18 protein-coding genes are annotated in these 22,793 nt (G+C 70.8%); 3 read left to right on the forward strand and 15 right to left on the reverse strand.

The features are described 5' to 3' along the window. Positions 1-5: 5 nt before the first annotated feature. The 6 genes from ACZ5Y9_RS12860 to rsmI form a co-directional block, all read right to left on the reverse strand. Positions 6-920, reverse strand: coding sequence for an ABC transporter permease (locus ACZ5Y9_RS12860; protein WP_247624889.1), 915 nt, complete (start codon positions 918-920; stop codon positions 6-8). After that, positions 917-1,897, reverse strand: coding sequence for an ABC transporter permease (locus ACZ5Y9_RS12865; RefSeq protein WP_247634278.1), 981 nt, complete (start codon positions 1,895-1,897; stop codon positions 917-919). Before ACZ5Y9_RS12865 ends, ACZ5Y9_RS12860 begins: the two co-directional genes overlap by 4 nt. Positions 1,898-1,952: 55 nt before the next feature. Continuing rightward, the gene (locus tag ACZ5Y9_RS12870; protein WP_336641968.1) at positions 1,953-3,617 is read right to left on the reverse strand and encodes an ABC transporter substrate-binding protein; all 1,665 of its coding nucleotides are present in this window, start codon (positions 3,615-3,617) and stop codon (positions 1,953-1,955) included. Between the two features lie 100 nt (positions 3,618-3,717). Then, positions 3,718-4,818 carry a LacI family DNA-binding transcriptional regulator gene (locus ACZ5Y9_RS12875; protein WP_464471511.1) on the reverse strand — a complete coding sequence of 367 codons (1,101 nt, stop codon included), beginning with the start codon at positions 4,816-4,818 and terminating at the stop codon, positions 3,718-3,720. Between the two features lie 43 nt (positions 4,819-4,861). Then, the gene (locus ACZ5Y9_RS12880) at positions 4,862-5,560 is read right to left on the reverse strand and encodes a class I SAM-dependent methyltransferase (protein ID WP_464471512.1); all 699 of its coding nucleotides are present in this window, start codon (positions 5,558-5,560) and stop codon (positions 4,862-4,864) included. A gap of 8 nt (positions 5,561-5,568) precedes the next feature. Continuing rightward, positions 5,569-6,390, reverse strand: a complete 822-nt coding sequence (gene rsmI, locus ACZ5Y9_RS12885; RefSeq protein ID WP_247634274.1) for a 16S rRNA (cytidine(1402)-2'-O)-methyltransferase — start codon at positions 6,388-6,390, stop codon at positions 5,569-5,571. A 22-nt stretch (positions 6,391-6,412) separates the two neighbouring features. Here rsmI and ACZ5Y9_RS12890 point away from each other — a divergent pair, with 22 nt between their 5' ends. After that, entirely contained in the window at positions 6,413-7,984 is a 1,572-nt protein-coding gene (locus ACZ5Y9_RS12890; protein ID WP_464471513.1) for a dolichyl-phosphate-mannose--protein mannosyltransferase, read from the forward strand. On the opposite strand, the gene ACZ5Y9_RS12895 is transcribed toward ACZ5Y9_RS12890, so the two are convergent. The 5 genes from ACZ5Y9_RS12895 to ACZ5Y9_RS12915 form a co-directional block, all read right to left on the reverse strand. Next, on the reverse strand, positions 7,985-9,367 hold the full coding sequence (locus ACZ5Y9_RS12895; RefSeq protein ID WP_464471514.1) for an amino acid permease: 1,383 nt from the start codon (positions 9,365-9,367) through the stop codon (positions 7,985-7,987). A 9-nt stretch (positions 9,368-9,376) separates the two neighbouring features. Further along, entirely contained in the window at positions 9,377-11,188 is a 1,812-nt protein-coding gene (locus ACZ5Y9_RS12900; protein ID WP_247624897.1) for a thioredoxin domain-containing protein, read from the reverse strand. 46 nt (positions 11,189-11,234) lie between these two features. Continuing rightward, positions 11,235-11,804 carry an FMN reductase gene (gene msuE / locus ACZ5Y9_RS12905; RefSeq protein WP_247624898.1) on the reverse strand — a complete coding sequence of 190 codons (570 nt, stop codon included), beginning with the start codon at positions 11,802-11,804 and terminating at the stop codon, positions 11,235-11,237. Positions 11,805-11,893: 89 nt separating this feature from the next. Beyond that, on the reverse strand, positions 11,894-12,730 hold the full coding sequence (locus ACZ5Y9_RS12910; RefSeq protein ID WP_247624899.1) for an aldo/keto reductase: 837 nt from the start codon (positions 12,728-12,730) through the stop codon (positions 11,894-11,896). After that, positions 12,727-13,917 (reverse strand): heparan-alpha-glucosaminide N-acetyltransferase domain-containing protein, encoded by a 1,191-nt coding sequence (locus ACZ5Y9_RS12915; protein WP_464471515.1) that lies wholly within the window; start codon positions 13,915-13,917, stop codon positions 12,727-12,729. Before ACZ5Y9_RS12915 ends, ACZ5Y9_RS12910 begins: the two co-directional genes overlap by 4 nt. A gap of 44 nt (positions 13,918-13,961) precedes the next feature. Between ACZ5Y9_RS12915 and hrpA the strand changes: the two genes are divergently transcribed. Beyond that, entirely contained in the window at positions 13,962-17,918 is a 3,957-nt protein-coding gene (gene hrpA / locus ACZ5Y9_RS12920; RefSeq protein WP_464471516.1) for an ATP-dependent RNA helicase HrpA, read from the forward strand. Between the two features lie 18 nt (positions 17,919-17,936). After that, positions 17,937-18,878 (forward strand): quinone oxidoreductase family protein, encoded by a 942-nt coding sequence (locus ACZ5Y9_RS12925; protein WP_247624902.1) that lies wholly within the window; start codon positions 17,937-17,939, stop codon positions 18,876-18,878. Positions 18,879-18,889: 11 nt separating this feature from the next. Here the strand turns inward: ACZ5Y9_RS12925 and ACZ5Y9_RS12930 are convergent, their stop codons facing one another. From ACZ5Y9_RS12930 to ACZ5Y9_RS12945, 4 genes are read right to left on the reverse strand one after another with little or no spacing between them, the layout of a single operon-like run. After that, positions 18,890-19,522 carry an alkylhydroperoxidase domain protein gene (locus tag ACZ5Y9_RS12930; protein WP_464471517.1) on the reverse strand — a complete coding sequence of 211 codons (633 nt, stop codon included), beginning with the start codon at positions 19,520-19,522 and terminating at the stop codon, positions 18,890-18,892. After that, on the reverse strand, positions 19,519-20,094 hold the full coding sequence (locus ACZ5Y9_RS12935) for a CMD domain protein (RefSeq protein WP_464471518.1): 576 nt from the start codon (positions 20,092-20,094) through the stop codon (positions 19,519-19,521). The genes ACZ5Y9_RS12930 and ACZ5Y9_RS12935 overlap by 4 nt, the downstream gene beginning before the upstream one ends. Then, positions 20,091-21,131 (reverse strand): putative FMN-dependent luciferase-like monooxygenase, encoded by a 1,041-nt coding sequence (locus ACZ5Y9_RS12940; protein ID WP_464471519.1) that lies wholly within the window; start codon positions 21,129-21,131, stop codon positions 20,091-20,093. Before ACZ5Y9_RS12940 ends, ACZ5Y9_RS12935 begins: the two co-directional genes overlap by 4 nt. Beyond that, positions 21,128-22,744, reverse strand: coding sequence for a dipeptide ABC transporter ATP-binding protein (locus ACZ5Y9_RS12945; protein WP_464471520.1), 1,617 nt, complete (start codon positions 22,742-22,744; stop codon positions 21,128-21,130). Before ACZ5Y9_RS12945 ends, ACZ5Y9_RS12940 begins: the two co-directional genes overlap by 4 nt. Positions 22,745-22,793: the final 49 nt, after the last annotated feature.

A 22,793-nucleotide genomic window follows, 5' to 3' on the forward strand; every position in this document is an offset into this window, starting at 1 on the left:
GGCGGTCATCGCCCCTTCCCTTCCCGCAGGCGCGGATTGGAGATGCCGTCCACGCCGAAGTTGATGAGTGTGAGGCTCAGCGCCAGCAGCGCGATGCACAGACCGGGGGCGAACAGCAGCAGCCACTGGCCCGTGAGCAGGGAGTTGGAGTTCTGCGCCCAGTAGAGCATCGTGCCCCAGCTGACGATGCTCGAGTCGCCGAGGCCGAGGAATTCCAGGCCCGCCTCCGCGAGGATCGCCGCCGTGGCCGCCCCGAAGAGCGTGCCGGCGATGATCGACGTCATGTTCGGCAGGATCTCGCGGAACACGATGCGTGCCGGGCTGTCGCCAGAGAACTGCGCCGAGGCCACGAAGTCGTTGCCGCGCAGCGACTGCGTCTGGCTGCGCAGCACGCGCGCTCCCCACGCCCAGCCGGTGATGACGATCACCGCGATGATCATCAGGATGCCGCCGTTCTGCAAGTAGGCGGCGATCACGATCATGAGGGGCAGGCCGGGGATCACCAGGAACAGGTTGACGACGAAGCCGACGACCTCGCCCGAGAACCCGCGCATGTACCCCCAGCTGAGACCGATCAGCACGGCGACGATGGTCGAGAGGATGCCGGCGGCGAAGCCGACCAGCAGACTGACCTGTGCGCCGTAGATGAGCTGACTCAGCACGTCCTCTCCCGCCGCGGTGGTGCCCAGCCAGTGCGCGGCCGAGGCATCCGCGTTGCGTTCGAAGCCGTTCTCCTTCGCGCCGTAGGGAGCCAGGAGCGGGGCGAACACGGCCACCAGCACGAAGAAGGCGAGCAGGCACAGCCCGATGCGGGCCTTGCCGTTCGACCACAGCGTGCCGACCATGCGGCCGACCGAGCGCCAACGGCTCGGCTGGGCGATGCGATCGGAGGGGATCTTGACGTTCATGGTGGAAGTCATCGGCGGGTCCTTGGATCCAGCACGCCGTACAGGATGTCGACGAGGAAGTTGGCGATGAGCACGCTCACGGTGATCATCAGGAAGAGCGCCTGCATGAGCGGGTAGTCCTGCCCGATCACGGCGTTGAAGAGCAGGTACCCGATGCCGGGATAGCCGAACACCTGCTCGACGAGGATCGACCCACCCACCACGCCGCCGAGCGTGAGCCCGAAACCGGTGAGGTTGGGGAGGATCGCGTTCCGCGCCGCGTAGCGCACGGCGATCGTGCGCCCGTGGAGCCCGTTCGCCTCGGCGAAGGTGATGTAGTCCTCGCCGAGCGTGTTGATCATGGCGTTGCGCATGCCGATGATCCATCCGCCCAGCGATGTGAGCAGGATCGTCAGCGCGGGCAGCACCGCGTGCCGGGCGAGATCGCCGATGAACTCGAGGGTGAACCCCGGGGTCGTCGTCGCCGAGTAGGCGCCGGTCGTCGGGAACCAGTGCAGCACGTAGCCGAGGAAGAACAGCAGCAGCAGCGCCGTCCAGAAGTACGGGAACGTGCTGAGGAAGGAGCCCGTCAGCGTCGGCAGGGAGTCGAGCCAGGTGCCGCGGCGCCAAGCCGCCGCGACGCCGATGAGCGTGCCGATCACGAACGCGAGGATCGTGACGATCCCGACGAGTCCGATCGTGTACGGCAGTGCGGTCGAGACCATGCTCGCCACCGACTGCGGATAGAAGGTGTACGAGACGCCGAAGTCGAGTGTCGCGACCTGACCGAGGTAGGCCACGTACTGGTCCCACAGCGATCCGCCCGGCACACCGAGTTGGGCTTCGATGGCGGCCCGGGTCGCGTCGGACACCGGTCCGTTCTGCGAGAGCTTCGCGATCGCCGCGTCGGCGGGAGAGCCGGGCATGAGCCGCGGCAGGAAGAAGTTCAGGGTGATCGCGGCCCACAGCGTGAGCACGAACAGGCCGAGCTTCTGCAGGAGGTACTTCATCGGTCGCCCTCCTTCACGGGCTTCAGCTTCGTGAAGAGCTCCACCATCGGATGCATCATCGGTCGCCCTCCTTCACGGGCTTCAGCTTCGTGAAGATCATGAGGGGCGCCGAGTCGTAGTTCTGCGGGATCATGTACGGGTCGTCCGCGCTCGGCCAGCCGGTGAACTTCGCATCGCTGAACAGACCCCAGATGCCGCCGTAGTAGAGCCCGATCACGGGCATCTCGTCGTAGACGATGTTCTGCAGCTCGCGCACGATCTCGGCCTGCCGGTCGGGATCGACCGTCTCGCGGTACTCGAGCAGCAGGGCATCCGCCTCGTCCGAGCGGTAGCGTTCGAAGTTGTTCGCGGTCGGCTCCCCGGAGGGCACGTAGAACTCGCTCGAGAGCAGGTTGTTGTAGGCCTGGTAGGCGTCACCGTTGCCCATGCCGCCGATCGCCATCTCGAAGTCGCCGTTGCTGATCGCGCTCTGATATCCGGCCGGCTGCGGCAGCTTCAGCGTGACCTTCACGCCCACCGCGGCGAGCTGGCTCTGCACGCTTTGGGCCGCGCGGGTCCAGTCGGTGAAGCCGTTCGCGGTCGTGAGAGCGAACTCGAGCTGCGCGCCGTCGGGGCCGACGAGACGATCGCCGTCGAGCGTGTATCCGGCCTGCTCGAACGCCGCGAGGGCGGCATCCGTGTCCTGCGTGATCATGCCGGAGTCGGGGATCGACGGGTCGAGGTACTTCTCCTGGTTGGGCAGGATGAGGCCGGTCTGGCCGGCGGGCTCCATGTACCCCTCGGATGCCGTCTCGGCGATCTCCTCGCGGTCGAGCGAGAGGGCGATACCGCGCCGCACGTTCACGTCGTCGAACGGCGCGACCTCGAGGTTCGGCATGAGCCCGATCACCCCGCCCGGCGGGAACCACCAGGAGTTGTGCTCGCTCGCCGCGCCCCACGTGCCCTCCACGTCGGAGATGAAGGCGTACGCCCAGTCGTATCCGCGGCTGACGGTGTCGAGCTGGTTGTTCGTGGCGGGCAGGACGATGTGCTCGATCTCGATCGAGTCGGCCTGCCAGTAGTCGGGGTTGCGATCCATCGAGTACTGCTGGTCGTTGTAGTTGCCGAGCACGAAGGGCCCGGTGCCGACCGGCTCCTCGTTGCGATAGGTGCCCGGGTCCTCGACGTCGGCCCAGAGGTGCTCGGGCACGATCATCGTGAGGCCGATGATCGACAGCGACGGGGCGTCCTCGCTCAGCAGGTGGAAGACGACGTCGTTCCCCTGCGTCTCGACGCTCTCGATGTGCTGCCAGGCACCCTTGATGTCGAGCGTGGGCTCGTCCTTCAACAGCTGGAACGTGAACGCGACGTCATCCGGGGTGAGCGGCTCGCCGTCGCTCCACTCGACGCCGTCGCGGATCGTCATGACGATCGTCTTCGCGTCGGGCTGCGACCACTCGGTCGCCAGCCACGGGTTCAGTTCGCCGTCGAGCGGGTTCACCAGGATGAGCGGTTCGTAGATCCAGCGCGACGCCGTGCGCGTGTTCGTCAGGTACGGGTTGAAGTTCCGGGTGAAGAACGGGTTTCCGTGGTCGGCGTTGATGAGCATCGTGTCGTCGCCGATCGTGGGATCGGGCTGGGATGTGATCTGGATGCTGCATCCGCTCAGTGCCACGGCCGCCGCCGCGAGCGCGACCACCGCCGTCCTGCGCCAGCGTCGGAGCATGTGCGTCTTCGCCACGCGTCCACCTCATGTCGTCGTCGTCATGGAGGGACCCGGTGGCCCCTCGAGAAGCCACTGTAAGCGCATACATTTCGATCGCGCAAGGGGGGTGACGAATTCAGGACGGGCGCTGAGAGCTCTCCCGGAGCAGGATCTGCAGGGGCAGGCGCACGACTGCGGGCGGGGCATCCGGATGCTCCAACCGACGCGCGAGCACCTGCACCGCCGCGCGACCGAGGTCGATCATCGGCTGCCGGATCGTGGTCACCGCGGGCCGCGAGAGCGCCGCCGCCTCGACGCCGTCGAACCCGGTCACGAGCACGTCCTCCGGCACCCCCAACCCGGCGTCGCGGAGCACGTCGATCGCACCGAGCGCCATCTGGTCGTTGGCCGCGACGAGGGCGTCGGGGGCTCCCCCGACCAACAGGCCCTCCGTTGCTCGGCGCCCGGACTCTCGGGTGAAGTCGCCCCGCACCACGGTCACGGCATCCGTTCCGATTCCCGCGGCGCGCACAGCCTGCGAGAAGCCCTCCCACCGCTGCCCGCCGTCCGGCGAATCCTCGGGTCCGGCGAGGAAGGCCACGCGTGCGCCCTCCGGCACCTGCGCGAGCACGTGCCGGGTGAGCTCGGCCATCGCCTCGCTGTTGCTCACCGTCACGTGGTCGTAGTCGTCTCCGCGGGGTGGCCCGGAGAGCACGACCACGGGGATGCGACGCGACAGTCGGGCGAGCACCTCGTCGGGCACGCTCCGGGCGAGCACGACCAGGCCGTCGACACGCCCCGCCATGTCGCGCACTGTCGAGCGGTCGGGGTCGTCGCGGCCGACGCCGATCATGAGCACGAAACCGCGCTTCCACGCCTCGAGCTCGGCCCCGCGCAGCACCTCGTCGAGGAAGAGCGACGTCGGATGCACTTCGCCGTCGTCGTGCGCCAGGGTGAACGGCGGGACGGATGCCGGGTCGTCCACGAACACGTCGAGATCCGGGGCCTCCTCGGCCGCGTCGAACCCCGGGAAGTACAGCCCCAGCACTCCCGTGCGCCGCTCGGCGAGCCCGCGCGCGCTGCCGCTGGGCACGTAGCCGAGTTCGGCGACCGCCTCGCGCACCCGCTCGCGCGTGGTCGCGCGGACGGCATCCGGCGAGCGCAGCACCCGCGAGACCGTGGCGATCGAGACTCCGGCGCGCGCGGCGACGTCGTAGACGGTCACGGACCTGCTCACGATGATTGCTCCGTCCTGGTGGTCGCGCCCCGGCGCCGGGACGTCAGGCCAGGGTACCCGGCGGATCACGCCGCACCGCGGTCAGCGCACCGTGCGGGCGCGAGCTCGCCTCGCCCGGCAGACGATCACGCCGCTCGGCCGACACCACCGTGAAGCCCGCGTCGACGAGCAGCGCCCCGAGAGCCTCGGCCGACCAGAAGTACGCGGTCGTCACCCGGTGCCCGAACGCCTCGCGTGCGATGCCGTCGAAGTAGCCGATCAGCAGGCTCCCGCCGGGCCGGAGCACCCGCGCGAACTCCGCCAGCACCGCAGGCACCTCGGCGGGCGGGGTGTGGATCAGCGAGTACCAGGCGAGGATGCCGCCGAGCGAGGCATCCGCTGCGGGGATATCCCGGAACGATCCGACCGCGAAGATCGTCTCCGGGAATCGCGCCCTGGCCGAGGCGACGAACGCCTCGGTGACGTCGAGGCCCCAGACGTCGCGCCTGCCTTCGTCGCGCGTGCCGCCGCCACCACCGCCGCCGCCGCCGCCGAGGAACCGCGTCCACATGCCCGGCCCGCTGCCGGCGTCCAGCAGCGTCCCCGTCGTGGAGTCGCGCCAGGCCGCGATGGTTGCGCGGTCCGCGGCATCCATCTGCTCGATGTCGCCGAGCGCGCGCACGTACTCCTCGGCGCGGGCGGAGTACGCCGCGGCGATCACGCTGTCCGATGTGACCGCCTCCGACGCGACCGCGTCCGACATGCGCGTGGCTAGCCCTTCTTCGCGGCGAGCGCGGCCTGATAAAGATCCCGCGACGACAGCCCCGTGAGTCCGGCGACCTCCGAGGCGGCATCCTTCAGGCGGATGCCGTCGGCGACGAGCCGCTGCACCTGCGCGAGCGCGTCCTCGGGCGAGGCATCGCGACGCGGCGCCCCCTCGACGACCACGACGATCTCACCCTTCACGCCGCCCTCGGCCCAGGCGACGAGTTCGGCGGCCGTTCCCCGGCGCACCTCCTCGTAGAACTTGGTGAGTTCGCGGCAGACGGCGATGCGCCGGTCGTCGCCGAAGGCCGCCCCCATGTCGGCGAGCGCCGAGGCGAGGCGAGCCGGCGACTCGAAGAACACCATCGTGCGCGGCTCGGAGGCGAGTGCCCGCAGCGTCGTGCGGCGCTCGGCCGGCTTGCGGGGCAGGAACCCCTCGAAAGTGAAGCGGTCGGTGGGAAGGCCCGAGATCGCCAGGGCCATCAGCGGCGCGCTCGGCCCGGGGATCGCAGTGACCGTCACACCCTGGGCTACCGCCTCGGCGACGAGCCCGTAGCCGGGGTCGCTCACCGTCGGCATGCCCGCATCGCTCATCACGACGACGTCGGTCTCGATCGCGAGGGTCGCGAGCTCGGCGGCCTTCTGCTTCTCATTGTGATCGTGCAGCGCGATCAGGCGCGGACGGTTGGCGATCTCGAGCGCCTTCAGCAGCTTCTGCGTGGTGCGGGTGTCCTCCGCCACGACGACCTCCGCGTTCTCGAGCACCTCGATGAGGCGGCGCGAGGCATCGCCGAGATTTCCGATCGGGGTCGCAGCGAGGATGATCACCCGCCCAGCCTAGGCTGTACCCGTGACGTCGCCCGATCCCGCTCCTGCGCTGCCTGTGCGCCTGCCCGCACACGCGGAGCGCATGACCTGGTGGGGGCGCACCCGCGACCGTCTGCTGCTCGATCCGGAGTGGAACAGCATCCTGAACTGGCTCGCGCCGTTCGCGGTGACCCTGCTCGCGGCCTTCCTGCGACTGGTGAACGTCGGGCACCCGCACGAGCTCGCCTTCGACGAGACGTACTACGTCAAGGATGCCTGGTCGCTGTGGACGCTCGGCTACGAGGGCACGTGGGGCGACGGTGCGAACGAGGCCTTCGTCGCGAACCAGGATCTCCCGCTGTCGGAAAAAGGCTCGTTCATCGTCCACCCGCCGCTCGGCAAGTGGCTGATCGCGCTGGGCATGGCCGCCGGCGGACCGGCCGACAGCCTCGGTTGGCGCCTCGCCACCGGCATCCTCGGCACCGCCTCCGTGCTGCTGGTCTACCTGATCGCACGCGTGCTGACGGGATCGACCGTCGTCGCGACCGTCGCCGGCTTCCTGCTCGCGATCGACGGACTGAGCATCGTGCTCAGTCGCATCGCCCTGCTCGACGGCCCGCTCACCTTCTTCGTGCTGCTCGGGGTGCTCTTCGTGCTGCTCGACCGGCGCCGCACGATCCCGCTCCTCGAACGGGGCGACCCCGACAGACCCGAGCCGCTGTGGGGTCCGATCCTGTGGCGGCGCCCCTGGCTGATCGCGGCGGGCGTCGCCCTCGGCGCCGCCTCCGCCGTGAAGTGGTCGGGCCTGTACGCGCTCGCGGGCTTCGGCCTGTACGTCGTGGTGACGGATGCCCTCGCGCGGCGCCGCGCGGGCGTCGTGGTCTGGCCGTCCGACGCGGTCTTCCGGCAGGGCCCGGTCTCGTTCGTGCTGCTGGTCTTCCCCGCGCTCGCGACCTACCTCGTCAGCTGGACAGGATGGCTGGTCACTGCGGGAGGGTACGACCGGCAGAGCGACCCGAATCCGCTGATCGCGCTGTGGAACTACCACCAGTCCATGCTCGGGTTCCACGTCGGGCTCACCCGCGGGCACCCCTACGCGAGTCCCGCCTGGGAGTGGCCGTTCCTCCTGCGCCCCACCGCGGTGTGGGTCGACAGCGATCCCGGGCCCTGCGGTACCGACCACTGCATCGCGGTGATCTCCTCGATCCCGAACCCGCTGATCTGGTACGCCGGCGTCGCGGCGTCCGTCTACCTGCTCTACCGGCTCGTGCGCGGCTGGGTGCTGCGGCAGCCGGTCGGCGCCGAGATCGGCATCCCGCTCGTCGGCCTCGCGGTCACGTACGTGCCCTGGCTGATGTTCCCCGAGCGCACGATCTTCCAGTTCTACACGGTCGTGATGATGCCGTTCCTCGTGATCGCGCTCGCCCTGACGCTGCGCACGATCGCCGGTCGGCGCGACGACCCCCTGCACCGACGGCAGTCCGGCGAGCGCACTGTGATCGTCTTCCTGGTCGTCGCCGTGCTGGTGTCGATCTTCTTCCTGCCCTCGTGGGTCGGCATGAGCGTGCCATACCCGTTCTGGCTCGTGCACAACTGGCTGCCCGGCTGGGTGTGATCAGCGCCGGCGTGTGAGGCGTGCGACGACCCAGAGCGCGAGCGTCAGCCCGGCCGTGAGCAGCAGTTGCGTGCGAGCTGCGGCATCGAACGCCGCCAGCACGACGACGCCGGCGATCAGCGCGACGCACAGCCACGACAGCCAGGGGAAGCCCCACATGCGGATCGGCAGCTCCGTGCCCGTGCGCTCGGCGCGGCGGCGCAGGATGATCTGCGACACCGCGACGGCCGCCCACGTCACGAGCAGCGTCGAGCCGACGACGTTCAGCAGCACCGGGAGCACGACGTCGGGGAACGCCCAGTTCAGCCCCACGGCCACGAAGCCGAAGACGACCGAGGCCACGACGGCGATCCGCGGAACCCCCTTCACGGTGGTGCGCGTGAGCGCGCGGGGCGCGAGGCCGCGCTCCCCCAGCGAGAACACCATGCGCGAGGCGCCGTAGATGTTGGCGTTCATGGCCGACAGCAGCGCCACGACGACGATGATCGACATCACCAGATCGACGCCGGGAAGGCGCAGGGTGGCGAGCACCGCCGAAAACGGACCGTCGAGCACCGCCGGGGTGTTCCACGGCAGCACGGCGACGATCACGAAGATCGAGCCCAGGTAGAACACGAGGATGCGCACGAGCACCTGGCGCACGATCCGGCGGATGCTGCGGCCGGGGTCCGCCGATTCCGCCGCCGCGATCGCGACGAGTTCGGTGCCGCCGAACGCGAAGACGACGATGAGCAGGGCGGCGGCGATGCCGGCGGCGCCGTTCGGGGCGAAGCCGCCCTCGTCGAAGAGATGCGCGATGCCGGTCGCCGGCACCCCGGGGAACAGCCCGAGGATCGCGCAGACGCCGATCACGAGGAACACGATGATCGCGGTCACCTTGATCGCCGCGAACCAGAACTCGAACCGTCCGTAGCCGCTCACCGCGAAGAGGTTGATGGCGGTGAACGCGGCGACGAACAGCAGTACCCACACCCAGGCGGGCACGGCCGGCACCCACCCCGCGACGATCCCCGCGGCGCCCGTCGCCTCGGCGGCGATCACGACCACGAGCTGGATCCAGTACATCCATCCGACCGCGCTGCCGGCGCTGCGCCCCATCGCATCCTGCGCGTAGGAGCTGAAGGCGCCGGAGCTGGGGCGCGCGGCCACCATCTCGGCGAGCATCGCCATCACCAGCACGACGATGGAACCCGCCACGAGGTACGAGATCAGCACCGCGGGACCGGCCAGACCGATCGCCTGCCCCGAGCCGACGAAGAGACCGGCACCGATCGCGCTGCCGAGTCCCATCATCGAGATCTGACGGCGCGTCAGCCCCGGCTTCAACGAGGTCGATGCGGTGCTCGACGCGGTGGCGGGTGCGGTGGGGGCGGAGTCGGTCACCGCGCCACCCTAGACGGCGACCCTCTCGCGCGACAATTCGTGAGGCTCGCTCACCGGGAGCAGGCACACGAAGCCGCGGCAGTCGTAGGCCAGACCCTCCGTGCCCGAGCGCCCGGCGAACAGCTCGAACCCGGCCGCGGCGAACTCCTCGGCCTGTACGGGCGACACGACGCCGACCACGTCGGCATCCGCACGTCGGGCGGCGACGGCGAGTGCGCCCGCCGGATCGTCGGTGACCACCACGATCTGCCGCGGCGGATCGACGAGCCCGGCCGCGACGCGCAGCAGACTGCCGTGCGCGAACGGTTGGGACAGCGCGGATGCCGCGTAGGCGTGCACCACGGAGGCGGCCGCCTCGCGATACCGCTCCCCCGCCCCGAGGCGCCACGCGGTCAGCGCCGCCTGAGCGAGTGCCGCGGGGCCGGACGGCAGATCGCCGTCGGTCTGATCGGGAGACGAGGCGATCCCCTGCGCGCTCAGGAGCGGATCGCCAGCGATGCCGTCGAGGGCGAGATCGACGATGCCCCGTGCGGCGATCGCCCACGTCGCCTCCCCCGTCGCGAGAGCCAGCGCGAAGAGGCCGTCGGCGAGGAGACCGAGATCGGAGGGGGCCGCGACGGCCGTCGATGACACACCGTCGAGCGACGCGCGCACGAGGGCACCGCTCGCGTCGCGGTTGGTGGTGAGCACGCCGTCCGCGGCCCGCCGGGCGGCGTCGACCCAGGATGCTTCGCCCAGAGCAGCGCCTGCGCGCGCGAGGGCACCGATCGCGAGGCCGTTCCAGCCCGTGATCACCTTGCCGTCGACGGCCGGCGGTTCGAGACCCCGACGGCCGGTGGCATCACGGAGGTAGTAGCCGCCCTCGCTGCGCTCGCCGTCGATCCACGACTCGGAATCCTGGGCGGCTCCGAACCCGCCGCCTTCGCGCTCGAGGACGTCGATGAGGAACCCGGCGATCCCTCGCACCGTGACTTCATCGCCGTCGTCCAGCGCGACATCCAGCAGTTGCGCGTTGTCGGTGAGCATCCGCTCGTAGTGGGGCACCGTCCAGTCGCGCTGCGTCGCGTAGCGGAAGAACCCGCCCTCGACGTCGTCGCGCAGATCACTCGCGGCCATCGCGGAGAGAGCGCGCCGCCCCGCCTCCGCCGCCGGCGCGTTCTCCCGGCGCACGAGCGGCGCCTGCAGGAACCGCAGCACCGTCGCGACGGGGAACTTCGGAGCACCCCCGAAACCGCCGTGCTGCGGGTCCTCGCGGTCGGCGATCGCCGATGCCGCGCCCGCGAGCGCCACGGGATCGGGCAGGTCCGAGGGCGTCGTCTCGGCGGCGCGCGCGAGCGCTTCGATCACGGCATCCGCCGACTCCTCGGCCTGCGCCCGGCGCTGCGTCCACCCCTCCTGCACCGCCGCGAGCACCTCGCGGAACGAGGGCATCGGCGGACGGGACTCCGGCGGCCAATAGGTGCCCGCGAAGAACGTGCGCCCGCGCGGGGTCGCGAAGACGGTGAGCGGCCAGCCGAGGTTCTGGGTGAAGGCGGATGCCGCGGCCATGTACGCCCCGTCTACCTCGGGATGCTCCTCGCGGTCGACCTTCACCGCCACGAAATCACGGTTCACGATCTCCGCGGTCTCGGGGTCGGAGAAGGACTCGCGCGCCATCACATGGCACCAGTGGCACGTCGAGTACCCGATCGAGATCATCAGCGGCACGTCGCGGCGCTGCGCCTCGGCGAACGCCTCCTCGCCCCACGGGTACCAGTCGACGGGGTTCTCGGCGTGCGCGCGGAGGTAGGGGCTGAGCGTGTCGGCGAGCCGGTTGGTCATGCCCTCACGCTACGCGCCCCGACCGACGTCGCGGCCGGAACGTCACTCAGATCGCGAGAGCGGCGAGGGGCTGCGAGGCCGCGTAGTTCACCAGCGGCAACGCGCGATCGGCGGCGAGGTCGATGCGCGAGCGCAGCACGTCCGAGTTGATCTCGTAGCCGTCGAAGTCGGTGTTGCTCGCGTACACGCCGATCGGCAGCGTGAGCGCCTGGAAGAACGCGAACAGCGGGCGCAGCTGGTGCTCGATGATGAGGGCATGGCGCTCGCCGCCTCCCGTGGCCGCCAGCAGCACCGGCTTGCCGACGAGCTCGTACTGCCCGACGAAGTCGAAGAGGTGCTTGAAGAGTCCCGTGAACGACGCACGGTAGACGGGGCTGCCGACGATCAGCAGATCGGCCTGCTCGATCGCGACGAGCTTCTCCTCGACCCGGGCCGGCAGCTGATCGCGGCTCAGAGCACCCGCGAGGTCCGGGCCGATGTCGGTGAGCTCGATGACCTCGACCTCGACCGCCGTGCGCTCGGCCACGGCGGCGGCGATCGCACGGATGAGGGCGGTCGTCTTGCTGGGCTCGTGGAGCGACCCGGACACGGCGACGACGCGGTAGGGAGCTGTCATGTCCTCGACGGTACCCACGAAGACGCCCCGTGTCGCGGGCTGGCGACACGGGGCGTCATCTGTGGATTCCTGTCGAATCCGCGACGGGATCAGTTCACGTCGTCGGGGTGCGCACCGACGCGGCCCGAGCCGTCGAGCGGGTCGAGGGCGTCGATCGCGGCGATCTCGGCATCCGTCAGCTCGAACCCGAAGACGTCGAGGTTCTCGCGCAGGCGCTCGGCGCGCACCGACTTCGGGAACACGATGACGCCCTTCTGCAGGTGCCAGCGCAGCACCGCCTGCGCGGGGGTGACGCCGTGGGCCGCCGCGGCCTCGGCGATCGCCGGAGTGCCGAACAGGTCGTACTTGCCCTGGCCGAGCGGACCCCAGGCCTCGATCTTGATGCCGTGCGCGTCGGCCCAGGCCACGACCTCGCGCTGCTGGTAGGCCGGGTGCAGCTCGATCTGGTTCACGGCGGGGGTGACGCCGGTCTCGGAGACGACGCGCTCGAGGTGCGGCACGAGGAAGTTGGAGACGCCGATGCTGCGGGTCAGGCCCGCCTCGCGCAGCTCGATGAGCTTCGCGAACGCGTGCACGTAGTCGTCCTTGGCGGGGGTCGGCCAGTGCACGAGGTACAGGTCGACCTTCTCGAGTCCGAGCTTGTCGAGGCTTTCGCCGATCGCCGCCCGCGGCTCGTCGTCGTGGTGGCGGTCGTTCCACAGCTTCGTGGTGATGTAGAGCTCGTCGCGAGCGATGCCCGAGGCCGCGATCGCCGCGCCCACGCCCTCTTCGTTGCCGTAGATCGCGGCGGTGTCGATGTGGCGGTAGCCGATCTCGAGCGCTTCGCTCACCGCGCGCTCGGTCTCGTCGGCCGGCACCTTGAAGACGCCGTAGCCGAGCTGGGGGATGGAGGAGCCGTCGTTCAGTTCGAGGGAGGGAATCGTCATGCATCCAGCCTAGGACGCGTGATGTCGGGCCGGGCCGGAACCTCCGCCATTCTGCGCGCGGCGAACCCGACCAGGCGCTCGAGCGGACCCCGGCCGACGAAGATCGACCACACGGTGGTGACGAGCAGCATCCCGATCGCGAGCACGGCCCAGAACACGTTGCTCGTGTAGTACCCACCGGGCCCGGTGATCAGCGCGATCGCCAGTACGTGTCCGCTGTATGCCGACAGCGGCATGGACCCGAGCGCGCCGATCGGCAGCAGCGGCCAGCGCAGCGGACGGCTGAGCAGCAGGCACAGCGCGATCACCGCGAGGGCGAAACCACCCGAGCCCAGGATCTCGGCGGTGCCACCGCTGTGCGGCTCGACGGCGAAGATCGCGTGCAGCAGCGCCCCGAGCGGATCGGCCTGAGCGAGCGCATCGGCGTATCCGGGCCACCCCGACGCGGGCGGCTCCTCGAACGACGAACCCGACTCGAAGCCGCGCACGACGTCGCTCCCGGCGGCGCCGAGACCGTAGCCGACGATCGCCAGCACGACGCCGGTGACCAGGGCGATCACCGCGGTGCGCACGGTCGCGACGTGCAAGCGCCCGAGCGCCATGCCGCCGAGCACGAACGCCATCCACACCGTGATGGGGTAGCTGCCGTAGAGCACGAATCCGATGCCGGCCCCGAACGGGTTCAGCGTGACGGCACCGAGGAGGGCCAGCAGCGCGGGCCCCGCGAGCGCGAGCACGCCGGCTCCGAGCAACAGCTGCCACGGCTTCCACCGCAGGAACGGGATGACGGCGACGTAGAGCAGCCCGTAGAGGGTGAGGATGACCGCGATCGGGGTGTTGAGGAACTCGAGGGCGAGGCCGATGAGGAAGATCACGGCGCCGCGGCCGATGAGCCCGAGACGGATGCCGGGCAACCGGGCGGGGTCGGGCAGCGCGCTGCGACCGGTCATCAGGGCGATCGACACCCCCGCGAGCACGGCGAAGAGGATCGAGGAGCGTCCGTGCACGAGGTCGGTCCAGGTCGCCGGGTCGAGCCAGTCGAACGTCGACGTCTCGCCGATGTGCGCTCCGGCCATGCCGAGGATCGCGAGGCCGCGGGCCACGTCGAGGCCGAGGATGCGCGGCGGGCGGCCGAACTCGCGGAACCAGCGCACGGGAGCGCTGAGGGAAGGCGGAACGGTGGTCACCCGATGCATCGTAGGGGGTCGAGGTCGGCATACGATGAAGGGCTATGTCCTCTCCCGTGATCTCCTTCCCCCCGGAGCTGCCCGTCAGCGCGGCCCGGGCGGAGATCGCCGACGCCATCCGCGACCACCAGGTCGTGATCGTGGCCGGTGCCACGGGTTCGGGCAAGACCACGCAGCTCCCCAAGATCGCCCTCGAACTGGGGCGCGAGCGCATCGCGCACACGCAGCCGCGACGTCTCGCCGCCCGCACGATCGCGGAGCGCGTCGCCGAGGAGCTGCAGGTCGAGCTGGGCACCCTCGTCGGCTACAAGGTGCGCTTCACCGACAAGGTGTCCGACGACACCCGCATCGCGCTGATGACCGACGGCATCCTGCTCAACGAGATCCACCGCGACCGGCTGCTCACCCGCTACGACACGATCATCATCGACGAGGCGCACGAGCGCTCCCTCAACGTCGACTTCCTGCTCGGCTACCTCGCGCGCATCCTGCCCGAACGCCCCGACCTCAAGGTGATCATCACCTCGGCGACGATCGACCCCGAGAGTTTCGCGAAGCACTTCTCCGCTCCCGGCCCCGGGGACGACCGAGTGCCGGCGCCGATCATCGAGGTCTCCGGCCGCACCTATCCGGTCGAGATCCGCTACCGCCCGCTGGTCGCCGACGGCGACGACGACGAGGCGGATGCCGCCGCTCCCGTTCCCGCAGCGGGCGGCGAGCCCGAGGACGAGGTCTCGGCGATCGTCGCGGCGCTCCGCGAACTCGACCGCGAGGAGCCTGGCGACGTGCTGGTCTTCCTCCCCGGCGAAGCCGAGATCCGCGACGCCGCCGACGCCGTGCGGGGCGCGTATTCGAAGGACCGCTCCCCCACCGAGGTGCTCCCCCTGTACGGGCGCCTCTCCGCCGCGGAGCAGCACCGCGTGTTCGAGCGCAGCCGAGTGGCGGGTGTCCGCCGCCGCGTGATCCTCGCGACGAACGTCGCCGAGACGAGCCTCACGGTTCCCGGCATCCGCTATGTGATCGACACCGGCACCGCCCGCATCTCGCGCTACAGCAACCGATCGAAGGTGCAGCGTCTGCCGATCGAGGCGATCTCGCAGGCATCCGCGAACCAACGCTCCGGTCGCGCCGGTCGCACGAGCGACGGCATCGCGATCCGCCTGTACTCGGAGGACGACTTCGCCAAGCGGCCGGAGTTCACCGAGCCCGAGATCCTGCGCACCTCGCTCGCCTCCGTCATCCTGCAGATGCTGTCGCTCGGATTCGGCGACATCTCGGACTTCCCCTTTCTCACCCCGCCCGACTCGCGCGGTGTGAAAGCGGCGTTCGACCTGCTCACCGAACTCGGTGCGGTCGAACCGTCGCGGCGCGACGGGTCCCCGCACCTCACGCGCATCGGCCGCGACATCTCGCGCATGCCGATCGACCCGCGCTTCGCCCGCATGCTGATCGAGGCCGGGCGCCACGGCGTCACCCACGATCTGCTGCCGATCGTCTCGGGCATGACGATCCAAGACGTCCGCGAGCGACCGGAGGAGCGCCGCGAGGAGGCCGACCGGCTGCACGCGCGCTTCGTCGACCCGACCAGCGACTTCATCACCCTGCTCAACCTCTGGAACCACCTGCGCGAACAGCAGCGCGAGCTCGGATCCAGCGCATTCCGCCGCCTCTGCCGCTCCGAGCACCTCAACTACGTGCGCGTGCGGGAGTGGTTCGACGTGCACCGTCAGCTCAAGACGCTGGTGAAGAGCGCCGAGCCGAAGGGCGACGGCAGCAGCGATCCCGATGCGATCCACCGGGCGATCCTCGCGGGACTCCTCTCGCAGATCGGTCTCCTCGACGAGCGCACCGCCCCCGCCGGCAAGACGCACGCACCCGCGAAGGACAAGGGGCGCCGCATCGCCGAGTACCGGGGAGCGCGCGGCATCCGCTTCTCGATCTTCCCGGGGTCGGGTCTGCGCAAGAAGAGCCCGCGCGCGGTCATCGCGGCCGAGATCGTCGAGACCTCGCGCACCTTCGCCCGTACCGTCGCCGCGATCGATCCGGCGTGGGCCGAGCCGCTCGCCGGCGACCTCGCCAAGCGCCAGGTCACCGAGCCGCACTGGTCGAAGGATGCCGGCGCCGCCGTCGCCTACGAGAAGGTGACGCTGTTCGGCCTCGAGATCATTCCGCGCAGGCGCGTGCAGTTCGCGCGCATCGACCGCGCGGCCTCGCGCGAGCTGTTCGTACGGCACGCACTCGTCGAGGGCGAGTGGGATCCGAGCCGCATCGACAAGCGCGTGAGCGCGTTCTGGCGCAGCAACGCCGAGCTGCGCAAGCGTCTCGAGAAGCTCGAGGAGCGCGAGCGCCGCCGCGACATCCTCGCCGGTGACGAGGCGGTGTTCCGTTTCTACGACGAGCGCATCCCGGCCGAGGTCTTCGACGTGCGGTCGTTCGAGACGTGGTGGCGGGAGGCGCTGACGACGACGCCGAAGCTCCTCGTCATGCGCGAGGCCGACCTGATCGACGACGACGGGCGGGCCTCGCAGAGCGAGTTCCCCACCCGCTGGACGCAGGGCGACCAGGTGCTCGGCCTCGCCTACCGGTTCGAGCCGGGCGCCGCCGATGACGGCGTGAGTGTCGTGGTGCCGCTCGCCCTGCTCGCCCAGATCGAGGACACCGGGTTCGACTGGCAGGTGCCGGGGCTGCGCGCCGAACTCATCACGGGCCTGCTGCGGGCGCTGCCGAAGGCGATCCGGCGTCACGTCGTGCCCGCCGCCGACTGGGCCGACAAGTTCGGCGCCGAGCTCGCGGGCCAGGGACCCGAAGACCACGACGGTCGCCCGAACAGGTCGTTGAAGGAGGCGCTCGCGCGCCTGATCCAGCCCCTCGCGAACCAGCTCGTCTCGGCCGCCGACTTCGAAGACGAGCGGGTGCCCGCTCATCTGCGCATGAACTTCCGTGCGGTCGACGAGCGCGGGCGCGTGGCCGGTTCCCACCGCGACCTCACGACCCTGCAGGCGGAACTCTCCGATCGCGCGCGCAGCAGCGTCGCGCGCTCGATCGCGAAGCCCGAACGCGGGCCGCGCGCACGGGGCGGTTCCGAGGCGGTGGCCGCGGCATCCGCTCGGGGTCCGATCGAGCAGGCGGGTCTCACCGCCTGGACGTTCGGCGACCTTCCCGAGGTGCTCGATACGCGCGTCGCCGGTGGCGTCGTGCGCGGCTACCCGGCGATCGTCGACGAGGGCAAGAGCGTCGCGGTGCGCGTGGAGTCATCGGCGGATGCCGCGGCCGACGCCACCCGTGACGGCGTGCTGCGTCTCGTGCTGCTGGCCGTGCCGTCGCCCTCGTCGTACGTGCAGCAGCACCTCACCAGCCAGGAGAAGCTCGCCCTCGCGGCCTCGCCGTACCCGTCGGCGGCCGCGCTCATCGAGGACTGCCGTGCGGCCGTGGCCCGCAAGGTGATCGACGCTTCGACAGGCTCAGCGACCGGGGGTGTCGGCGTCGTGCGCACCGAGGCAGACTTCGGGCGGGTGCGGGATGCCGTGTCGGCCGCGCTCGTCGACGAGCTGTTCGCATGCGTCTCGCTCGTCGCCCGCATCCTCACGCAGTCGCGCGAGGTCGAGCGCGGCATCAAGTCGCAGAACTCCCTCGCCCTCCTCGGGCCGTTGAACGACATCCGCACGCAGCTCTCGGGGCTTCTGCATCCGGGCTTCGTGTCGGCCGCCGGCGTCGACCGGATCGCGCACTTCCCCCGCTACCTCAGCGGCATGGTCGACCGGTTGAAGACCCTCTCGTCGGAACCCGGCAAGGACCGCACGCGCATGAGCGAGTACGAACGGATGGCGAAGGCCTTCGAGGATGCCGGGGGAACGATCCCGCTCCCCCGCGGTGCCGCTGCGTCGCTCGTCGAGACCCGCTGGCTACTGGAGGAGTACCGGGTGAGCGTGTTCGCCCAGCGCCTCGGCACCGCGCAGCCCGTGTCGCCGCAGCGCATCATGAAGGCCCTCGCGGGGAAGTAGCGCGGGTAGCCTGAGGGCATGGCTCGCGCGATCGTCTACACCGAAATCGGCTCCCCCGACGTCCTCCACCTCACGGAGGTGCCCGATCCCCTCGCCGGTCCCGGCGAGATCGTCGTGCGCATCGAAGCCGCGGGCGTCAACCCGATCGACGCGAAGATCCGCGGCGGACGCCGCCCCTCGCCGCCCATCACCGAACCCCGCCCGGTCGGCTTCGACGGTGCGGGTGTCGTCGATCAGGTCGGCGACGGTGTGGAAGGCTTCGCGGTCGGCGACCGGGTCGCGATCCGCGACGCCCACGGCACCTACGCGTCGGCCCTGCTCGTGCGCCCCGAGCACCTCGCCCTCCTGCCCGACGCGGTGACCGCCGCGGAGGGCGCCGGCATCGGCATCCCCGCCGGCACCGCCTACCAGGTGCTGCGCTCGCTCGCCGTGGGCCCCGACGACGTGCTGCTCGTGCACGCGGGTTCCGGCGCCGTCGGCCAGGCCGCCGTGCAGTTCGCCGTGGCGTGGGGCGCGACCGTGATCGCGACCGCCAGCCCCTCGCGCCACGCGCAGCTGCGCGAGCTCGGCGCGATCCCCGTGGCCTACGGCGACGGCCTGCTCGAACGCGTGCGCGACGCCGCACCGTCCGACGTCACCGTCGTGTTCGACGGCGCCGGCACCGACGAAGCCATCGAGGTGTCACTCGCGCTCGTCGCCGACCGCGACCGCATCGGCACGATCGTGCGCGGACCGGACGCCGCATCATTCGGTATCCGTGCCTTCTCGGGCGGCTCGCCGGTCCCGCTCACCGACGAGGAGCAGGCCTGGCGCGCCGAGGCGCTGCCGAAGACCATCGAACTCCTCGCGAGCGGCGACTTCGTGATCGAGCTCGGACCCGAGCTGCCCCTCGCCGAGGCCGCCCGGGCCCACGAACTCGTCGAGGCGCACGTCGCGGGCAAGATCGTGCTGGTGCCGTAGGGCGCGAGACCTCAGTCGCTCGGCGCGACCGCCCGGCCGATCGAGAGCATCAGGCGGTTCGCCCAGTTGAAGAACGCCGCACCGTGGATGACGTCGGCGATCTCGAGATCGTCGAGCCCCGCCGCGCGCAGCCGCTCCACTTCCGCCACCCCGAAAGCGCTGGGGGTGTCGGTCAGCGCGACGGATGCCGCGACGATCGCGTTCCACCGCTCTCCGAGATCCGCGCCCACGCCCTCATCGAGCAGGAGGTCGACGTCGTCGGGACGCTTGCCGTGGTGCGCCGCGAAGCGGGAATGCACCGAGGCGCAGAACACGCACCCGTTGCGGCGCGAGGCGGCCGTCGCCGCGAGCTCGCGATCCGCGCGCGGCAACCCCTCCGCCACGTTGTAGAAGATGTCGTTGTCGACGAGCGTGCGCGCCTTGAGCACTTCGGGATCACGCGCGAGCAGCCGGAAGTAGTCGTTCTTCGCACGCGCCGCATCGACCAGCCCCTCATAGTGGCGATCGGTCAGCTCCTCGACCGCGAGCGGCGCCAGGTGCGGCGTCCACCCGACGTTCGCGCGCGTGAACGCGTGCGGATGCGGCGAATCAGCGTGGCGCAGCGGGCCGGCCGTGCGGGCATCGACGGAGGTGGGAGATGTCATGCGAGAACCTTCAATCCGGTGACGACGCGCTGCTGGAACGCGAGGAACGAGACGAGCTGCGAGAGGGTGATGATGCCGTCGGCCGACCACCCCGCCTCGACGAGACGACCCAGGTCGTCTCCCGAGGCCTCACGCGGGCGCAGCACGAGCAGGTGCGCGTGGGCGAGGGCCGCGGCGAGGCGCTCCCCGAGAGCGGCGACCGCGGCATCCGACGGGGTGTAGCGCGATCCATCGGTGTTCTCGGACTGCAGACCCAGCTCGGTGTACGCGCCGAACGGTCCTGCGACCGCGGCGGACGCGGCCTCGGCGAGCGCGACCGCCGAGCGCTCGGCATCCGCCTCCTGCGCCCGTGCGGCGTAGAACGCCGCCGTCGGGTCGTCGGCGCCGGCGAGAGCCGTCGCGAACGCCGCGACGATCTCGCGCTCGGCCTGCGACACCTCCGCATCCGAGACGGGGGCGAACAGCGCATCGAAGCTCGCCTGCAGCTGATCGCGGGTGACGGGGCGACGGTGCCGCAGAGCGTTCAGCTCCAGCGTCACCCCCACGATCCGGTCGACGACGTCGTGAGTCATTTGTTCTCCTCGAGTGTGTGGGATGTGAGCGTCTGGGACACGGAGTAGCCGAGAGCCGGGGCGACCTCGCCCGCGAAGAGCTCGATCGAGCGCAGCACGTGCTCGTGCGGGGCATCGACGGAATGCACCTGGAAGGCGACCTCGGTCGCCCGGGCGAGGGTGGTGTCGGCGGCGAGCGACTCGGCCACCTGCTCGGGCGTGCCGAGGTGCGTGTCGAGCGCCGCGATCAGCTCGTCGAGACTGTCGCCCGGGATCGTCTGCCCCTGCGCCCGGAACCCCTCGGCGGCGCGGCGCAGACCGACCTCGGCGAAGCGCAGCGCCTCGGCACGGTCATCGGCGACGAACACCGTGCGCGACGCCGTGATGCGCGGGGCGACGCCGGTGGGCAGCGCGGCGAGGTAGGTGTCGATGATCGGATCCTGCAGCGCCGACAGCGGCGCGTGCGGCGCATCCGCCGAGCGCGGCTGCGTGCGCGAGAGCAGCAGCCCGTGCCCGCGGATGCCGGCGCGATGACCACCGGGAGCCGAGAAGGTCGCCTGCCAGACGCGTTCGGCGAGCGTGGAGGTGTCGGGATAGATCGCGTTGCCCGCGCCGACGTCCCGCCCCTCCAGCGCATCGACCAGCACCTGGAGCTTGCGGTCGTAGGTGGCGGCCTTCGCGCGCACGTCCTCCCCGAAGGGCACGAACGACGACGGGGTGCCGCCGCTGCCGAGCCCGAGATCGACCCGCCCGCCCGAGAGCAGATCGGCGACCGCGGCATCCTCGGCCACCCGCACCGGATCCTCCAGCGGCAGCGTCACCACCCCGGTTCCGAGGCGGATGCGCGAGGTCTGCGCGGCGACGTGCGCGAGGAACACGAGCGGCGAGGGCAGCCCGCCCTCCGCGGCGTGGAAGTGGTGCTGCGCGACCCAGGCGCGGCCGATCCCGTGCCGTTCCGCGTGCTGGATCTGCGCGGTCGCGAGCGCGTACCGCTCGGCCGGTGGCGCATCGTCGAGCAGCCGGGTGAAGAAGGCGACGGTGGGAGCGGATGCCGTCATGCGGGCACCTCCGTTCTGCCGGGGACCGCGGCGAGCAGTTCCCGGGTGTAGTCGTGCTGGGGGTCGTGGAACAGTTCTTCGGTCGCGCCCTCCTCGACGATGCGCCCGTGCCGCATCACCGAGACCGTGTGGCTGATGCGGCGGACCACCGCGAGGTCGTGCGAGATGAAGAGGTAGGTGAGTCCGAGTTCGCTCTGCAGCGAGGCGAGCAGCTCGAGGATGCGGGCCTGCACCGTGACGTCGAGAGCCGAGACCGCCTCATCGAGCACGACGATCTCCGGGTCGATCGCGAGCGCACGGGCGATCGCGACGCGCTGGCGCTGACCGCCCGACAGCTCGCTCGGTCGGCGCTGCGCGAGATCCTGCGGCAGCGAGACCCGATCGAGCAGGGCGAGGGATCGCTCCCGCCGTTCGGCCCGGGTACCGACGCGGAAGCTCTGCAGCGGCTCGGCGACGATGTCGACCACCCGCTGCCGCGGATCGAGCGAGGCGAACGGGTTCTGATAGACGAGCTGGATGCGCCGGCGCAGCGCCCGCAGGCGCTCCCGTGATGCATCGGTCACATCCGCACCGTCGACCTCGATCGTGCCGGCGTCCGGTTGCAGGAACCGCGTGACCAGACGCGCGGTCGTGGTCTTGCCCGAGCCGGACTCCCCCACCAGCGCGTGCGTGGTGCCCTTGCGCACCCGGAAGGACACGTCGTCGACCGCGCAGAAGCGCTCGCGCCCCGCCACCCGGAACTCCTTGACCAGGTTCGACGCGACGATCGCATAGGGCTTCTCGGCCGCGACCGCCGCCGCATCGCGCAGGAACGGCGGCGCCTCGGGGCGCCGGAAGCCCGTCGTGAATGCGGGGGCGTCGGCGAGGAGCCGGCGGGTGCAGGCATCCGTCGGTGCCTCCAGTACCCGCCCGCTCTCGCCCTGCTCGACGATGCGGCCGTCCTTGAGTACGACGATCCGCTGCGCGCGATCGGCCGCGACACCCAGGTCGTGGGTGACGAGCAGGATGCTGGTGCCCTCCTCCTCGCGCAGTTCGTCGAGCAGGTCGAGCACGCGGCGCTGCACCGTGGCGTCCAGCGCACTCGTCGGCTCATCGGCGATCAGCAGCCGGGGGCGCAGGGCGATCGCCGTCGCGATCAGCACGCGCTGGCGCATGCCGCCGGAGAGCTCGTGCGGGTACTGCTGGGCGCGCAGCGCCGGATCGTCGATGCCGACCCGGTCGAGCAGTTCGATCACCCGCGCGCGGCGGGCCCGGCGATCCCGGTGACCGTGCAGCCGCAGGATCTCCTCGACCTGCGCCCCGATCGGACGCACCGGATCGAGCGAGGTCACCGGATCCTGCGGCACGAGGCCGATCTCCGGACCGCGGATGCCGCGCAGGGCACGATCGCTCCAGCCGGCGATCTCGAGCTCGCCGAGGCGCACGCTGCCGCCGCCGACCCGTCCCCCGGCGGGGAGCAGACCCAGGATCGCGTGCGCGGTCGTGGACTTGCCCGATCCCGACTCGCCGACGAGGGCGAGGGTCTCACCCTCGGCGATCTCGAACGAGACGCCGTGGACGACCTCGCGGGCGCCGTAGGAGACCTTCAGATCCTGCACGCTCAACACGCTCATCGGACGTTCCTTCCCAGACGATGGCTGAACTCATCAGACGCATCGTCAG

It is taken from the genome of Microbacterium sp. T3-8 (assembly GCF_055398145.1).

Coding starts and splice junctions, on each gene's coding strand:
- ACZ5Y9_RS12935 (WP_464471518.1), bottom strand. CDS start 20,094: ATGACTCACGACGTCGTCGACCGGATCGTGGGGGTGACGCTGGAGCTG.
- ACZ5Y9_RS12910 (WP_247624899.1), bottom strand. CDS start 12,730: ATGACGATTCCCTCCCTCGAACTGAACGACGGCTCCTCCATCCCCCAG.
- ACZ5Y9_RS12865 (WP_247634278.1), bottom strand. CDS start 1,897: ATGAAGTACCTCCTGCAGAAGCTCGGCCTGTTCGTGCTCACGCTGTGG.
- ACZ5Y9_RS12940 (WP_464471519.1), bottom strand. CDS start 21,131: ATGACGGCATCCGCTCCCACCGTCGCCTTCTTCACCCGGCTGCTCGAC.
- ACZ5Y9_RS12860 (WP_247624889.1), bottom strand. CDS start 920: ATGACTTCCACCATGAACGTCAAGATCCCCTCCGATCGCATCGCCCAG.
- ACZ5Y9_RS12945 (WP_464471520.1), bottom strand. CDS start 22,744: ATGAGCGTGTTGAGCGTGCAGGATCTGAAGGTCTCCTACGGCGCCCGC.
- msuE (WP_247624898.1), bottom strand. CDS start 11,804: ATGACAGCTCCCTACCGCGTCGTCGCCGTGTCCGGGTCGCTCCACGAG.
- ACZ5Y9_RS12930 (WP_464471517.1), bottom strand. CDS start 19,522: ATGACATCTCCCACCTCCGTCGATGCCCGCACGGCCGGCCCGCTGCGC.
- ACZ5Y9_RS12900 (WP_247624897.1), bottom strand. CDS start 11,188: ATGACCAACCGGCTCGCCGACACGCTCAGCCCCTACCTCCGCGCGCAC.
- ACZ5Y9_RS12880 (WP_464471512.1), bottom strand. CDS start 5,560: ATGTCGGACGCGGTCGCGTCGGAGGCGGTCACATCGGACAGCGTGATC.
- ACZ5Y9_RS12925 (WP_247624902.1), top strand. CDS start 17,937: ATGGCTCGCGCGATCGTCTACACCGAAATCGGCTCCCCCGACGTCCTC.
- hrpA (WP_464471516.1), top strand. CDS start 13,962: ATGTCCTCTCCCGTGATCTCCTTCCCCCCGGAGCTGCCCGTCAGCGCG.